The organism is Streptomyces sp. NPDC005017 (assembly GCF_042873115.1).
Classification (GTDB): domain Bacteria; phylum Actinomycetota; class Actinomycetes; order Streptomycetales; family Streptomycetaceae; genus Streptomyces.
Genome location: NZ_JBIALD010000005.1, coordinates 257,392 through 271,520 on the forward strand (window position 1 = coordinate 257,392; position 14,129 = coordinate 271,520).

The window sequence follows — 14,129 nt, forward strand, 5'->3', positions numbered from 1 at the left end:
AAGCCGAGGCGGTGCCGGAGCCTCGTTCCGTGCCCGCTGCCGAAGCCGAGTCGGTGCCCGGGGCCGGTTCCGTGCCTGTTGAGGAAGCCGAGGCGGTGCCCCGGCCCGGTTTCGTACCTCATGCCGAAGCCGAGTCGGTGCCGGAGCCTCGTTCCGTGCCCGCTGCCGAAGCCGAGTCGGTGCCCGGGGCCGGTTCCGTGCCTCCGGCCGCCGGGGTGGCGCCTGTCGGCGGCGTTCCCCGCGTAGGGGCGCGTACCGGGATCGCCGCGCTCTCCCCGCGCTACCAGGTCGGTGTCGCGCTGGCGCTCGCCGCTGTCGCCGTAGGGGTCTGTGTGCACCTGGGCATGGTGTTCCTGCACATCGCGCCGTCGAACACGCTCTCGAAGAAGCACGCCGAGACGATCGACGACTGGGTGTACCCGGAGTTCGAGCAGAACTGGAAGCTCTTCGCGCCCAACCCGCTCCAGCAGAACATCGCCGTCCAGGTGAGGGCGCAGATCAGCACGCCGGACGGCGGCAGGCGGCTCACCGGCTGGCAGGACCTGTCGGCGCAGGACGGCCGCGCGATAGACGGCAACATCTCGCCCAGCCACACGCAGCAGAACGAGCTGCGCCGGGCCTGGGACTTCTTCCAGTCGACGCACGACGCCGACAACCGTCCGGCCGGGGTGCGCGGAATGCTCGCCGAGTCCTATCTGCGGCGGATCGTGGTGCTGCGCCTGGAGCGGGCAGGCACGACCGGCCGGGGCGAGGCCGTCGAGCTGGTCCAGGTGCGCTCCAGCACGACGAACGTGCCGCCGCCCGAGTGGAGCGAGGAAGAGGTGTCGCTGAAGCCGGCCCACCGGGTGTTGCCCTGGTGGACGGTGTCGCGGGACGAGGCGGAGGAGGCCGAGGGATGAACCGGTTCTCCCTGGCCGTCTCCGGCGCCATAGCCCGGGTCACCGAGGCGGCCCTCGGCCCTTACCAGGCGGCCGTGATCCGTATCGGCTTCGCCCTGACCTGGCTGCTGTTCCTGCTGCGCGAGTTCCCGCACCGCCATGAGCTGTACGGCCCCGACAGCCCGTGGAGCTGGGAGCTCGGGCAGCAGCTGGTCGACCTCAACCACGCGTTCACCGTGCTGATGTGGACGGACAGCCGGTTCTGGTTCGAGGCCGTCTATCTGCTCGCCGTGCTGTCCGCCGCGCTGCTGCTGGTGGGCTGGCGGACCCGGGCGATGTCCGTGGTGTTCATGGTCGGCGTGCTGTCGCTCCAGAACCGCAGCGTCCTGATGGGCGACGGCGGCGACAACGTGCTGCATCTGATGAGCATCTATCTGGTGTTCACGCGCTGCGGCCTGGTCTGGTCGCTGGACGCGCGCCGGGCGCGGCGCGGCGAGGCGGCACGCGCGCGTGGGGCGGACGTCGTGGACCGCGCGGGGCCGGTGCTGTGGGGTCTGGCCGGTCTGGTGCTGGTCGTCGCGACCCTGGCCGGGAAGCTCGGCGACGACTGGATGCTGAAGGCGGCCGAGTCCGGCGGCGGCGGTGCGGCGGAGCGGGTGTGGATCTTCCTCGTCTCCGCCGTCAACGGCCCCGGCATGGTCCCGGCCCTGCTGTGGTCGGCGTGGGCGGCGCAGGGACTGTGGTGGTTCGCCGTCCGCAGGGCCCGCACCGAGCAGCCGCGCATCCTGCTGGACGTCGTGGCGAACATCCTGCACAACGCCGCCCTGCTGGTGATCATGGCCGAGGCGTGTCTGATCTATGCCACGGCCGGCTGGTACAAGGTCCAGGGTTCGCGCTGGCAGGACGGCACGGCGGTCTACTACCCGCTGCACCTCGACTACTTCTCCCCCTGGCCCGCGCTGAGCGGCGCGCTGTCCGCGAGCGCCACGATGCTGATGCTGGTGACCTACGGGACGGTGCTGGTCCAGGTCGCCTTCCCGTTCACCCTGCTCAACCGGCGGGTGAAGAACGTCCTGCTCGCGGTCATGATCACCGAGCACGCGGTGATCGCCGTGGTGCTCGGGCTGCCGTTCTTCTCCCTGGCCATGATCGCCGCGGACGCGGTGTTCCTGCCCACGGCGTTCCTGCGCCGGCTGGGCACGCTCGCGGCACGCGCGCGTGGCCGGCTGTTCCGCGCGGACCCGGGCCCGGAGCTCCCCGATCGGCTGGTACGGGAGGTGCCGGAGCAGCCGGGGCCCTCGCGGGTCACCCGCACGTAGGCTTCGGCGCATGAACGACCCCGTCGGCGCCTGGCGCCGCCTCGCCGAGGGAGACGCCCGCGTCCTGCTCGACGGCTTCCACGCCCTCAAGCACGCCCTGCGCTTCGGCGCCGAGGTCCCCGTCGCGGTGACCGCCGACCGGGCCGCCACGCTGGCCCTGGCCGACGAGCTGGCACCCGATGTGCGCCCGGCGCTGGAGGAACTGCTGGCCGAGGTGGAGCAGGCGGTGTACGCCTCGCTGGTGCCGCGCCCGCACCCCACGGCCGTGGCCGCGCTCGCCGTACGGCCCTCGCGGGCGGGTCATCTGGAACGGCTCGCGCGCTCCCCGCGCACCGCTCCCGTGGTACTGCTCGACCAGCCGCGCAACCTCGGCAACGCGGGGGCGGTGATCCGTCTGGCTGCCGGGTTCGGCGCGACCGGCGTGGTCACCACCGGCACCCTCGACCCCTGGCACCCCACGGTGGTGCGCGGCGGGGCGGGCCTGCACTTCGCGACCGCGGTGGAGCGCCTGGAGGTGGCCGAACTGCCGCCCGGTCCGCTGTTCGCGCTCGACCCGGAGGGCGACGACATCCGGGGCGTGAAGCTCCCGGACGACGCCGTCCTCGCCTTCGGGTCGGAGCGCAGCGGCCTGTCCGCGGAGGTACGCGCGCGGGCGGACCACCTGGTGGCCCTGCCGATGCGCCCCCAGGTCTCCAGCTACAACCTCGCCACCAGCGTGGCCATGACGCTGTACCACTGGAGCCTGGGCGGCGCCCCGGACCTCCGTCAGTAGGCTCAGGCCTCCCGGCGCACCTCGACCACCCGGAAGCGGTTGGCGACGAACGCCCCGTCGCACAGGGCGGCGTTGGCCGCCGGGTTGCCGCCCGAGCCGTGGAAGTCGGAGAAGGCGGCGGTCTGGTTGACGTACACCCCGCCGGTGAGGTTGAGCGAGAGCTGCGCGGCCTCCTCCAGGCAGACCTCCTGCACGGCCTGCTCGACCTCGGGGTCGACGGTGTAGGCGCCCACGGTCATGGCGCCCTTGTCGCGGATCGTGCGCCGCAGCAGTTCCACCGCGTCGGCGGCGGAGTCGACGGCGACGGCGAAGGACACGGGGCCGAAGCACTCGTTCATGTAGGCGGCCTCGTCGTCCGGCTTGGCGCCGTCCAGCTTCACGATCACCGGGGTGCGCACGACCGCGTCCGGGAACTCCGGGTTGGCGACCTCGCGCGAGGCCAGCGCGACCTCGCCGAGGCCGGCGGCCGCCTCCAGGCGGGCCTTGACGTCCGGGTTGACGATCGCGCCCAGCAGCGCGTTCGCTCGGGCGTCGTCGCCGAGCAGGCCGTCCACCGCGCGGGCGATGTCGGCGGCGACCTCGTCGTAGGTCCTGGGGCCCTCGTCGGTGCGGATGCCGTCGCGCGGGATCAGCAGGTTCTGCGGGGTGGTGCACATCTGGCCGCTGTAGAGCGAGAGCGAGAAGGCCAGATTGGAGAGCATCCCCTTGTAGTTGTCGGTGGAGTCCACCAGGACCGTGTTGACGCCGGCCTTCTCGGTGTAGACCTGCGCCTGGCGGGCGTTGGCCTCCAGCCAGTCGCCGAAGGCGGTGGAACCGGTGTAGTCGATGATCCGGATCTCGGGGCGGGTGGCGAGGGCCTTGGCGATGCCCTCGCCGGGGCGCTCGGCGGCCAGCGCCACCAGGTTGGCGTCGAAGCCCGCCTCGGCGAGCACCTCGCGCGCGACCTGCACGGTCAGCGCCAGCGGGAGCACCGCGCGCGGGTGGGGCTTGACCAGGACCGCGTTGCCGGTGGCGAGGGAGGCGAAGAGGCCCGGGTAGCCGTTCCACGTCGGGAAGGTGTTGCAGCCGATGACCAGGCCGATGCCACGCGCGACGGGCGTGAACTGCTTGGTGAGCGCGAGCGGGTCCCGCTTGCCCTGCGGCTTCGTCCACTCGGCGGTGTCGGGGGTGCGCACCTGCTCCACGTACGCGTACGCCACGGCCTCCAGGCCGCGGTCCTGGGCGTGCGGGCCGCCGGCCTGGAACGACATCATGAAGGCCTGGCCGGAGGTGTGCATCACCGCGTGCGCGAACTCGTGCGTCCGGTCGCTGATCCGCTTGATGATCTCCAGACAGACCGCCGCCCGCAGCTCCGCGCCCGCGTCGCGCCAGGCACGCTGTCCGGCCTTCATGGCGGGCAGCAGGACGTCGAGGTCCGCGTGCGGGTAGGTGACGCCGAGCTCGATGCCGTACGGGGAGACCTCGCCGCCGACCCAGTCGTCGGTGCCGGGCTGGCCGAGGTCCACGCGGGTGCCGAGGAGGGCGTCGAAGGCGGCCTTGCCCGCGGCCGCGTCCAGGCTGCCGTTCTCCCCGTAGGCCTTGGGATGCTCGGGATGCGGGGACCAGTACGCGCGCGTGCGGATCGCTTCCAGCGCCTGGTCGAGGGTGGGCCGGTGCTGGGCGATCAGCTGGTGCGCGGTGAGTTCGGCGGCCATGCGGGACCAACTCCTCGTGTGGAGAACTCTTCCTTGAGCTCGTGACCTGTCCCGAAACATGGGCGGGGACAGGCGGTCAGAGTTAGAGTAACCGAACGATCGGTCGGTTCAAGGGGGACCGCCGCATCTGTGGAAAACCCCGTGCGGGAGGATCGCGCACATGACAGCACTCGACCTCGGCAGCCCTGTGGCGGTCGTCGGCACCGGCACCATGGGCCAGGGCATCGCCCAGGTCGCCCTGGTCGCGGGCCATCCCGTACGCCTGTACGACGCTGCTCCCGGGCGTGCCCGGGAGGCGGCCGACGCGATCGGCGCCCGCCTGGACCGGCTCGTCGAGAAGGGCCGGCTCGCCGCCGCCGACCGCGACGCCGCGCGCGCCCGACTGGAGCCCGTGGAGGACATCGCCGGGCTCGCCGACTGCGGGCTGGTCGTCGAGGCGATCCTGGAGCGGCTCGACGTCAAGCAGGAGCTGTTCCGCGCGCTGGAGGACGTCGTCGCGGACGACTGTCTGCTGGCCACCAACACCTCGTCCCTGTCGGTCACGGCCATCGGCGGCGCGCTCGCCCACCCCGGCCGGTTCGTGGGCCTGCACTTCTTCAACCCGGCCCCGCTGCTGCCGCTGGTCGAGGTCGTCTCCGGGTTCGCCACCGACGTCACCTCGGCCACGCGCGCGTACGAGACCGCCCGGGCCTGGGGCAAGACGCCGGTCGCCTGCGCCGACACCCCCGGCTTCATCGTCAACCGCATCGCCCGGCCCTTCTACGCCGAGGCCTTCGCCGTCCTCGAGTCCCAGGGCGCCGACCCGGCCACCGTCGACGCCGTGCTGCGCGAGTCGGGCGGCTTCCGGATGGGCGCGTTCGAGCTGACCGACCTGATCGGGCAGGACGTCAACGAGTCGGTGACGCACTCGGTGTGGACGTCCTTCTTCCAGGACATCCGCTTCACGCCCTCCCTCGCCCAGCGCCGCCTCGTCGAGGCGGGCCGGCTCGGCCGCAAGTCCGGACACGGCTGGTACGACTACGCCGACGACGCCGAGCGCCCCGAGCCGCACACGGCCGAGAGGGAGCAGCCGCCCGCCTACGTCGTCGCCGAGGGCGACCTCGGTCCGGCCTCCGAGGTGCTCGCGCTGATCCGCGAGGCGGGCATCCAGGTCCGCGAGGAGGAAGAGGACCACGGCACCCGCCTGGTGCTGCCCAGCGGCGGCCAGCTGGCCCTCGCCGACGGCCAGACCTCCGTCGAGTTCCGCGACGTCGTCTACTTCGACCTGGCGCTGGACTACCGCGCGGCCACCCGCGTCGCCCTGTCCGCCTCCCGGGACACCTCCCCGCAGACCCTCGGCGAGGCCGTCGGCCTGTTCCAGGCGCTCGGCAAGAAGGTCAGCGTCATCGGGGACGTCCCGGGCATGATCGTCGCCCGTACGGTCGCCCGGATCATCGACCTCGCGCACGACGCCGTCGCCAAGGGCGTGGCCACCGAGGAGGACATCGACACCGCGATGCGCCTCGGCGTCAACTACCCGCTCGGCCCCTTCGAGTGGAGCCGCAGGCTCGGCCGGAACTGGGCGTACGCCCTGCTCGACGACCTGCATCTGCGGGACCCCTCCGGCCGCTACGCACCGTCCCTCGCGCTGTACCGCCACGCGTACGCGTCCGACAAGCGGGAGGGGAGCACCTCATGACCACGGCCAGACGCGACACCTACACGCCCGAGACGCTGCTGTCGGTGGCCGTCCAGGTGTTCAACGAGCGCGGCTACGACGGCACGTCCATGGAGCACCTGTCCAAGGCGGCCGGCATCTCCAAGTCCTCGATCTACCACCATGTCGCGGGCAAGGAGGAACTGCTGCGCCGCGCGGTGAGCCGGGCGCTCGACGGGCTGTTCGGCATCCTGGAGGAGGAGCACGCGCGCGTGGGGAGCGCCGCCGAGCGCCTCGAGTACGTCGTGCGGCGCATGGTCGAGGTGCTGATGGCCGAACTGCCGTACGTGACGCTGCTGCTGCGGGTGCGCGGCAACACCGGCACCGAGCGGTGGGCGCTGGAGCGGCGCCGCGAGTTCGACCACCGGGTCGCCGACCTGCTGAAGGCGGCCGCCGCGGACGGCGAGGTGCGCGGCGACGTGGAGGTGCGGCTCGCCACCCGGCTGCTCTTCGGCATGATCAACTCGATCGTCGAGTGGTACCGCCCGGACGGCCGCGGCGCCAGCGAGCGCGAAGTGGCGGACGCGGTGGTGCGGCTGGCCTTCGGCGGGCTGCGGCGCGAGGACTGAGTCCGGGCGCGGCGGCGGGGCTCGCGCCGAGCACCCCGGCGCGCGGCGGCCCGGACCCGGCCGAGTCCTTCCCTTGAGGACGCGCGCGTGCCGGGATGAGCACGCCGCCCCATGACCCGGCCCGGCACGCGCTGATGGGGTGGGGGCATGCCGCAGAACGCCGTGCGAACCGACTCCCCCGCCCGGGGCGCCGCCCACCCGACCTGGTGGCGGGCGCCCCTCGTGGCCACCCTGGCCGGGCTGCCGTTCCTGGTGCTGGAGTTCCACTGGTTCCGGTCGCAGGACGGCTTCGGCTTGCTCGGGGGACTGTTCTCCTGGTCGTCGGGCCTGCTCGTCCTCGCCCGGGTGCTGCCGCGCCGACGGTCCCTGCGGACGCCGCGGATGCTGATCTCCGGTGCCGGGCTCGGCTGCGTGATGCTGCCGGTGCTGTTCGCGCCGGCGCTCGGCATGGCCATGAGCTAGGGCTGAGACCCGCCCTCGCGGGTCAGCCCTGCGGCTCCAGGTCCTCCTCCTCGAACACCAGCAACGTGCGGCTGCTGAGCACCTCCGGGATCGCCTGGAGCCGGGTGAGCACCAGTTCGCGCAGCGCGCGGTTGTCGGAGGTGTGCACCAGCAGCAGGACGTCGAAGTCGCCGCCCACCAGGGCGATGTGGGCCGCTCCGGGCAGCTGCCTGAGCTGCTCGCGCACCGTGCGCCAGGAGTTCTGGACGATCTTCAGAGTGATGTACGCCGAGGTGCCCTGGCCCGCGCGCTCATGGTTGACGCGGGCGCCGAACCCGCGGATGACCCCGTCCTCGACGAGCCGGTTGATACGGGCGTAGGCGTTGGCCCGGGAGACGTGGACCCGCTCGGCCACGGAACGGACGGAGGCGCGCCCGTCGGCCTGGAGCATCCGCAGGATGTCCTGGTCCACCGCGTCCAGCGGTCGCGCCGACGGCGGTACGGCGGCGTCGGGGCCGTCGGCCATTTGTTCAGGTGCCATGTCCCCCCGCCTCCCTGCCATGGACGTACTGCATCCATCTCAGGCTGTGGAGAACCGTTTGTCCACAGCCTGGTGCCGCCTGTAGCCAAAATGTGCCGACGACCGAACAATCGGTAGGTGAGGCGCATCACAGGAGCTGCGTCTCCTAGTCGCTCCCACGAGGAGGTGCCGTCATGACGGTCATGGAGCAGCGGGGCGGGTACCGGCCGTCCCCGCCGCCCGCCTGGCAGCCCCGCACGGACCCCGCGCCGCTGCTGCCGGACCCGGAGCCCTACCGCGTCCTCGGCACCGAGGCGGCCGCCAAGGCCGACCCGCAGCTGCTGCGTCGGCTCTACGCGGAACTGGTGCGCGGCCGCCGCTACAACACGCAGGCCACGGCCCTCACCAAGCAGGGCCGCCTCGCCGTGTACCCGTCCAGCACCGGCCAGGAGGCCTGCGAGGTCGCCGCCGCGCTGGCCCTGGAGGAGCGCGACTGGCTCTTCCCGAGCTACCGCGACACGCTCGCCGTCGTCGCGCGCGGTGTCGAGCCGGTCGAGGCGCTCACGCTGCTGCGCGGCGACTGGCACACCGGCTACGACCCGCACGAGCACCGGGTGGCCCCTCTCAGCACCCCGCTGGCCACCCAGCTGCCGCACGCCGTGGGCCTCGCGCACGCCGCGCGCATCAAGGGCGACGACGTCGTGGCGCTCGCCATGGTCGGCGACGGCGGCACCAGCGAGGGCGACTTCCACGAGGCGCTGAACTTCGCCGCCGTCTGGCAGGCCCCGGTCGTCTTCCTCGTGCAGAACAACGGCTTCGCCATCTCCGTCCCGCTCGCCAAGCAGACCGCGGCGCCCACCCTGGCCCACAAGGCCGTCGGGTACGGCATGCCGGGCCGCCTGGTCGACGGCAACGACGCCGCCGCGGTGCACGAGGTGCTGACCGAAGCCGTGCGCCGTGCGCGCGAGGGCGGCGGGCCGACCCTGGTGGAGGCGGTGACGTACCGGATCGACGCCCACACCAACGCCGACGACGCCACCCGTTACCGCGGCGACGCCGAGGTCGAGGCCTGGCGCGACCACGACCCGATCCTGCTCCTGGAGCGCGAGCTCACCGACCGCGGACTGCTCGACGAGCAGGCGATCGACGCGGCCCGCGAGAACGCCGAGACCATGGCCGCCGCCCTGCGCGAGCAGATGAACCAGGACCCGGTGCTCGACCCCATGGACCTCTTCGCCCACGTCTACGCCGAACCCACGCCCCAACTGCGCGAACAGCAGGCCCATCTGCGCGCCGAGTTCGACGCCGAGGCCGACACCCAGGAAGGGACCGCGCGATGACCACCGTCGCCGTGAAGCCCGCCACCATGGCGCAGGCCCTCACGCGCGCGATGCGCGACGCCATGGCAGCCGACCCGTCCGTGCACGTCATGGGCGAGGACGTCGGCACCCTCGGCGGTGTCTTCCGCGTCACCGACGGCCTGGCCAAGGAGTTCGGCGAGGACCGCTGCACCGACACCCCGCTGGCCGAGGCCGGCATCCTCGGCACCGCGGTGGGCATGGCCATGTACGGCCTGCGGCCGGTCGTGGAGATGCAGTTCGACGCGTTCGCCTACCCGGCGTTCGAGCAGCTCATCAGCCATGTCGCCCGTATGCGCAACCGCACCCGCGGCCGCATGCCGCTGCCGATCACCATCCGCGTCCCCTACGGCGGCGGCATCGGCGGCGTCGAGCACCACAGCGACTCCTCCGAGGCGTACTACATCGCGACGCCGGGGCTCCACGTCGTCACACCCGCCACCGTGCCCGACGCCTACGGCCTGCTGCGCGCCGCCATCGCCTCAGACGACCCGGTCGTCTTCCTGGAGCCGAAGCGGCTGTACTGGTCGAAGGACTCCTGGAACCCGGAGGACCCCCAGAGCGTTGAGCCGATAGGCCGCGCGGTGGTGCGGCGCACCGGCCGGAGCGCCACACTCATCACGTACGGTCCGTCCGTTCCGGTCTGCCTCGAAGCCGCCGAGGCCGCCCGGGCCGAGGGGTGGGACCTCGAAGTCGTCGACCTGCGCTCGCTGGTGCCGTTCGACGACGAGACGGTCTGCGCCTCGGTGCGCCGGACCGGGCGAGCGGTCGTCGTCCACGAGTCGGGCGGGTTCGGCGGACCGGGCGGGGAGATCGCGGCCCGGGTCACGGAGCGCTGCTTCCACCATCTGGAGGCACCGGTGCTGCGCGTGGCCGGGTTCGACATCCCCTATCCGCCGCCGATGCTGGAGAAGCACCACCTGCCCGGCGTCGACCGGATCCTGGACGCCGTGGCGCGTCTGCAATGGGAGGCCGAGAGCTGATGGCACAGGTGCTGGAGTTCAAGCTCCCCGACCTCGGGGAGGGGCTCACCGAGGCGGAGATCGTCCGCTGGCTGGTGGAGGTCGGCGACGTCGTCGCCATCGACCAGCCGGTCGTCGAGGTCGAGACGGCCAAGGCGATGGTCGAGGTGCCCTGCCCCTACGGCGGTGTGGTCACCGCCAGATTCGGCGAGGAGGGCAGCGAACTGCCCGTCGGGGCACCGCTGCTGACGGTCGCCGTGGGCGCGTCCGCCTCCGACGGTCCGGCCGGGACACCGGGCGGACAGCCGGGCGGGGCCTCCTCCATCGGTTCCGGAACGGACTCCGGCCCCGCCGGCAGGGCGTCCGCGGCCTCCGGCAACGGCTCGGCCGAAGGCTCGGGCAACGTCCTGGTGGGCTACGGCACGAGCGCTCCCCCGGAGCGCCGCCGCCGGGTGCGCCGCCCGGCCGTCACCCCGGCGGCCACCGCGGGCACGGCCGGTACACCCGCCGCCACGTTCGCGGCCGACGCCCCCGTCGTCGAGACCTCGCGGGGCGAGGGCCCCGTTCCGGTGATCTCGCCGCTGGTGCGCCGCCTCGCCCGGGAGAACGGCCTGGATCTGCGTGATCTCACGGGCTCCGGCCCCGAGGGCCTGATCCTGCGGGCGGACGTGGAGTACGCGCTGAAGGCGGCAGCCGCGCAGGGCCGCGTCGCCCAGCCGTCGGCCGGTCCGCACCCGCACGTGGCGGAGGCCGCGGCGAACGCGGCACCCGCCGTCGCACGGGTCCGCTCCTCCGCCACGCAGGGAGGGGTCCGTGTGCCCCTCAAGGGCGTGCGCGGCGCGGTCGCCGACAAGCTCTCGCGCAGCCGGCGCGAGATCCCGGACGCCACCTGCTGGGTGGACGCCGACGCGACCGAACTGATGCGGTCGCGTGCCGCGATGAACGCCGCCGGCGGGACGAAGATCTCCCTGCTCGCCCTGCTGGCCCGGATCTGCACGGCCGCGCTCGCCCGGTTCCCCGAGCTGAACTCCACGGTCGACCTGGACAACCGCGAGATCGTCCGGCTGGAGCAGGTCCACCTCGGCTTCGCCGCGCAGACCGAGCGGGGCCTGGTCGTGCCCGTCGTCCGGGACGCGCAGGCGCGGGACGCCGAGGGCCTGACCGCGGAGTTCGCGCGGCTCACCGAGGCGGGCCGCGCCGGGACGCTCACCCCCGCGGAGCTGACCGGCGGCACGTTCACGCTGAACAACTACGGGGTGTTCGGGGTCGACGGCTCCACGCCGATCATCAACCACCCCGAGGCCGCGATGCTCGGCGTGGGCCGCATCATCCCCAAGCCGTGGGTGCACGAAGGTGAACTGGCGGTCCGCCAGGTCGTGCAGCTGTCGCTGACGTTCGACCACCGCGTGTGCGACGGCGGCACGGCGGGCGGCTTCCTGCGCTATGTGGCGGACTGCGTGGAACAGCCGGCGGTGCTGCTGCGCACCCTCTGAGGGGCGTCGCGCTCCGAGGTGCCTCGCGGGGGCGTTCCGGCGCCCCCGCGGGCCCCGCACCGGACCGGTGGCCTGTTGCCCGTCCGTGGGCCGGCCTGTCGCCCGGCCCCCCGACTGGCTGTGGAAGGCCTCACCCGGATACCCGTGGGCCCCGGCGGGCCCGCATACTCAGGGGGTGACCGAGAGCGCCCCTTCCGACACCGCGTACGACGCCGTCGTGCTCGCCGGAGGCGCCGCGCGCCGGCTCGGCGGGACGGACAAGCCCGGAGTACGGGTGGGCGGCCGCGCCCTGCTCGACCGCGTGCTCACCGCCTGCGCGGACGCGGGGACGACCGTGGTCGTCGCCGATCCGCGGCCCACGGCCCGGCCCGTGCGCTGGGCGCGCGAGGAGCCGCCCGGAGGCGGACCGCTCGCCGCGCTGGACGCCGGGCTGCGGTCCGTCGGCGCGCCGTACGCCGCCGTGCTCTCCGCCGATCTGCCCTTCCTGCGGGAGGGAACCGTCCACCGGCTGCTGGCCGCGGCACGGGCGGGCGGCACCGACGGAGTGCTGCTCAGCGACGCCGACGGCCGTGACCAGCCGCTGGTCGCGGTCTACCGGACGGCCGCCCTGCGCCACGGTCTGGCCGCCCTCACCGCCGAGCACGGCTCGCTCACCGGGCTGCCGCTGCGGCGGCTGACCGGCGGCCTCGGTCTCACCCGCCTCACCGACCCCGTCGCGGCCTTCGACTGCGACACCTGGGACGACATCGCCGCCGCCAGGGCCCGCATCAGGGAGCATGAGCACGTGTTGGACGAATGGATCTCCGCAGTCAAGGACGAGCTCGGCATCGACCTGGACGTCGACACCGGTCTCCTGCTCGACCTGGCCCGCGACGCCGCGCACGGCGTGGCCCGGCCCGCCGCGCCGCTGACCACCTTCCTCGTCGGATACGCCGCCGCCCGTGCGGGAGGTGGTCCCGAAGCGGTCGCCGAGGCCTCCCGCAAGGCCGCGGCCCTCGCCCTGCGCTGGGCCCAGGAGGACGCCGGCAGCAAGCCCGACGCCGCCCCCGAAACCTCCGCGGACGCCGGATGACCGCGCGAGGCCTGGGACGGGACGCCGACGACTTCGACGTCGAGGAGGCCCTCGCCCTGGTGAAGCGGCCCAGCGGCACCGAAGCCGCCGTACCCCCGCCCGCCGCGGGCTCCGGCGCGCACGCGCCGGAGCACCGGCACCGGGCCACCCCCTGGCCCGAGGCCCGGGCCGTCGCCGCGCGGGCCGCGCGCCGGGTCGTGCGCCGCGCCCCCGTGCCGGTGCCCCTCGACGCCGCGCTCGGTCTCGTCCTGGCCGAGCCGCTCACCGCCCTCACCGACCTGCCCTCCTTCGACACCTCGGCCATGGACGGCTGGGCCGTCGCCGGACCAGGGCCCTGGACCGTGCGCGACGAGGGGGTGCTGGCCGGGCACGCCGGGCCCGTCCGCCTGGACGACGGCGAGGCGGTCCGGATCGCCACCGGCGCCCGCATCCCCCCGGACACCACCGCCGTGCTCCGCAGCGAGCACGGCCGCACCGACGACAAGGGACGTCTGCACCCCACCCGCGAGGTCGCCCACGGGCAGGACATCCGGCCGCGCGGCCAGGAGTGCCGCAGCGGCGACCAGCTGCTGACCGTCGGGACGCCGGTGACGCCCGCCGTGCTGGGCCTGGCCGCGGCCGCCGGATACGACACCCTCAGCACCGTGCCGCGCCCCCGCGCCGAGGTGTTCGTCCTGGGCGACGAGCTGCTCACCGAGGGACTGCCGCACGACGGGCTGATCCGCGACGCGCTCGGCCCGATGCTGCCGCACTGGCTGCGCGCGCTGGGCGCCGAGGTCGTCGCCGTGCGCCGCCTGGGCGACGACGCGGAGGCCCTGTACAAGGCCGTCACGGCCAGCGACGCCGAGCTGGTCGTCACGACCGGCGGTACCGCGGCGGGCCCCGTCGACCATGTCCATCCCACCCTGCGCCGCACCGGCGCCGAGTTGCTGGTGAACGGCGTGAAGGTGCGCCCCGGCCATCCCATGCTGCTGGCCCGCACCAAGGAGAACCAGCACCTGGTCGGTCTGCCGGGAAACCCCCTGGCGGCCGTCTCCGGGCTTCTGACGCTCGCAGAGCCGCTGCTGCGCACCCTGGCCGCCCGGCCGGCCCCGGAGCCTTGCACGCTGCCCCTGCGGGACGCCGTACAGGGGCATCCGCACGACACCCGGCTCGTCCCGGTCACGCTGCGCGCCGATCACGCCGTTCCGCTGCACTACAACGGCCCGGCGATGCTGCGCGGGGTGGCGGCCTCCGACGCCCTGGCCGTCGTACCGCCCGGTGGCGCTCTCCGGGGGCAGGAGGCGGAACTGCTGGAGCTGCCGTGGGCGACCACGGGGCTGGGAGTGTGTTTCACGTGAAACAGGGCGGAGTGC

Annotated in this window: 13 protein-coding genes; 11 read left to right on the forward strand and 2 right to left on the reverse strand. The window is 73.7% G+C overall.

Going from position 1 to position 14,129, the window contains the following annotated elements; translation table 11 throughout:
• Positions 1-155: 155 nt before the first annotated feature.
• The 3 genes from ACFYR0_RS10445 to ACFYR0_RS10455 are packed head-to-tail and all read left to right on the forward strand — an operon-like array spanning position 156 to position 2,969.
• Positions 156-899: a DUF5819 family protein gene (locus ACFYR0_RS10445; protein ID WP_389324357.1), complete on the forward strand. Its 744-nt coding sequence runs from the start codon at positions 156-158 to the stop codon at positions 897-899.
• Entirely contained in the window at positions 896-2,197 is a 1,302-nt protein-coding gene (locus ACFYR0_RS10450) for an HTTM domain-containing protein (protein ID WP_389324360.1), read from the forward strand. The genes ACFYR0_RS10445 and ACFYR0_RS10450 overlap by 4 nt, the downstream gene beginning before the upstream one ends.
• A gap of 10 nt (positions 2,198-2,207) precedes the next feature.
• Positions 2,208-2,969, forward strand: coding sequence for a TrmH family RNA methyltransferase (locus ACFYR0_RS10455; protein ID WP_389324363.1), 762 nt, complete (start codon positions 2,208-2,210; stop codon positions 2,967-2,969).
• A 2-nt stretch (positions 2,970-2,971) separates the two neighbouring features.
• Here the strand turns inward: ACFYR0_RS10455 and paaN are convergent, their stop codons facing one another.
• Positions 2,972-4,663, reverse strand: a complete 1,692-nt coding sequence (gene paaN, locus ACFYR0_RS10460; RefSeq protein WP_389324366.1) for a phenylacetic acid degradation protein PaaN — start codon at positions 4,661-4,663, stop codon at positions 2,972-2,974.
• 160 nt (positions 4,664-4,823) lie between these two features.
• Here paaN and ACFYR0_RS10465 point away from each other — a divergent pair, with 160 nt between their 5' ends.
• From ACFYR0_RS10465 to ACFYR0_RS10475, 3 genes are all read left to right on the forward strand, one after another.
• A complete protein-coding gene (locus tag ACFYR0_RS10465) occupies positions 4,824-6,341 on the forward strand; it encodes a 3-hydroxyacyl-CoA dehydrogenase (RefSeq protein WP_389324369.1) in 1,518 nt (505 codons plus the stop codon).
• Positions 6,338-6,928 (forward strand): TetR/AcrR family transcriptional regulator, encoded by a 591-nt coding sequence (locus ACFYR0_RS10470; RefSeq protein ID WP_389324372.1) that lies wholly within the window; start codon positions 6,338-6,340, stop codon positions 6,926-6,928. The genes ACFYR0_RS10465 and ACFYR0_RS10470 overlap by 4 nt, the downstream gene beginning before the upstream one ends.
• A 147-nt stretch (positions 6,929-7,075) precedes the next feature.
• The gene (locus ACFYR0_RS10475; RefSeq protein ID WP_389324375.1) at positions 7,076-7,390 is read left to right on the forward strand and encodes a hypothetical protein; all 315 of its coding nucleotides are present in this window, start codon (positions 7,076-7,078) and stop codon (positions 7,388-7,390) included.
• Positions 7,391-7,412: 22 nt separating this feature from the next.
• Here the strand turns inward: ACFYR0_RS10475 and ACFYR0_RS10480 are convergent, their stop codons facing one another.
• A complete protein-coding gene (locus ACFYR0_RS10480; RefSeq protein ID WP_389324378.1) occupies positions 7,413-7,910 on the reverse strand; it encodes an Lrp/AsnC family transcriptional regulator in 498 nt (165 codons plus the stop codon).
• Positions 7,911-8,083: 173 nt separating this feature from the next.
• Between ACFYR0_RS10480 and pdhA the strand changes: the two genes are divergently transcribed.
• The 5 genes from pdhA to ACFYR0_RS10505 all read left to right on the forward strand — a co-directional run bounded on the left by pdhA (position 8,084) and on the right by ACFYR0_RS10505 (position 14,114).
• Positions 8,084-9,229: a pyruvate dehydrogenase (acetyl-transferring) E1 component subunit alpha gene (gene pdhA, locus ACFYR0_RS10485; RefSeq protein ID WP_389324381.1), complete on the forward strand. Its 1,146-nt coding sequence runs from the start codon at positions 8,084-8,086 to the stop codon at positions 9,227-9,229.
• Positions 9,226-10,230 carry an alpha-ketoacid dehydrogenase subunit beta gene (locus tag ACFYR0_RS10490; protein WP_389324384.1) on the forward strand — a complete coding sequence of 335 codons (1,005 nt, stop codon included), beginning with the start codon at positions 9,226-9,228 and terminating at the stop codon, positions 10,228-10,230. Before pdhA ends, ACFYR0_RS10490 begins: the two co-directional genes overlap by 4 nt.
• Positions 10,230-11,702: a dihydrolipoamide acetyltransferase family protein gene (locus ACFYR0_RS10495; RefSeq protein ID WP_389324387.1), complete on the forward strand. Its 1,473-nt coding sequence runs from the start codon at positions 10,230-10,232 to the stop codon at positions 11,700-11,702. Before ACFYR0_RS10490 ends, ACFYR0_RS10495 begins: the two co-directional genes overlap by 1 nt.
• Positions 11,703-11,877: 175 nt before the next feature.
• Positions 11,878-12,774 (forward strand): NTP transferase domain-containing protein, encoded by an 897-nt coding sequence (locus tag ACFYR0_RS10500; protein WP_389324390.1) that lies wholly within the window; start codon positions 11,878-11,880, stop codon positions 12,772-12,774.
• Complete coding sequence (locus ACFYR0_RS10505) at positions 12,771-14,114, forward strand: molybdopterin molybdotransferase MoeA (RefSeq protein WP_389324393.1); 1,344 nt, start codon at positions 12,771-12,773, stop codon at positions 14,112-14,114. The genes ACFYR0_RS10500 and ACFYR0_RS10505 overlap by 4 nt, the downstream gene beginning before the upstream one ends.
• Positions 14,115-14,129: the final 15 nt, after the last annotated feature.

Excerpts from the sequence above, each read along its gene's own strand:
- ACFYR0_RS10450 (WP_389324360.1), top strand. The coding sequence starts at position 896 with ATGAACCGGTTCTCCCTGGCCGTCTCCGGCGCCATAGCCCGGGTCACC.
- ACFYR0_RS10455 (WP_389324363.1), top strand. The coding sequence starts at position 2,208 with ATGAACGACCCCGTCGGCGCCTGGCGCCGCCTCGCCGAGGGAGACGCC.
- paaN (WP_389324366.1), bottom strand. The coding sequence starts at position 4,663 with ATGGCCGCCGAACTCACCGCGCACCAGCTGATCGCCCAGCACCGGCCC.
- ACFYR0_RS10465 (WP_389324369.1), top strand. The coding sequence starts at position 4,824 with ATGACAGCACTCGACCTCGGCAGCCCTGTGGCGGTCGTCGGCACCGGC.
- ACFYR0_RS10470 (WP_389324372.1), top strand. The coding sequence starts at position 6,338 with ATGACCACGGCCAGACGCGACACCTACACGCCCGAGACGCTGCTGTCG.
- ACFYR0_RS10475 (WP_389324375.1), top strand. The coding sequence starts at position 7,076 with ATGCCGCAGAACGCCGTGCGAACCGACTCCCCCGCCCGGGGCGCCGCC.
- ACFYR0_RS10480 (WP_389324378.1), bottom strand. The coding sequence starts at position 7,910 with ATGGCACCTGAACAAATGGCCGACGGCCCCGACGCCGCCGTACCGCCG.
- pdhA (WP_389324381.1), top strand. The coding sequence starts at position 8,084 with ATGACGGTCATGGAGCAGCGGGGCGGGTACCGGCCGTCCCCGCCGCCC.
- ACFYR0_RS10490 (WP_389324384.1), top strand. The coding sequence starts at position 9,226 with ATGACCACCGTCGCCGTGAAGCCCGCCACCATGGCGCAGGCCCTCACG.
- ACFYR0_RS10495 (WP_389324387.1), top strand. The coding sequence starts at position 10,230 with ATGGCACAGGTGCTGGAGTTCAAGCTCCCCGACCTCGGGGAGGGGCTC.
- ACFYR0_RS10505 (WP_389324393.1), top strand. The coding sequence starts at position 12,771 with ATGACCGCGCGAGGCCTGGGACGGGACGCCGACGACTTCGACGTCGAG.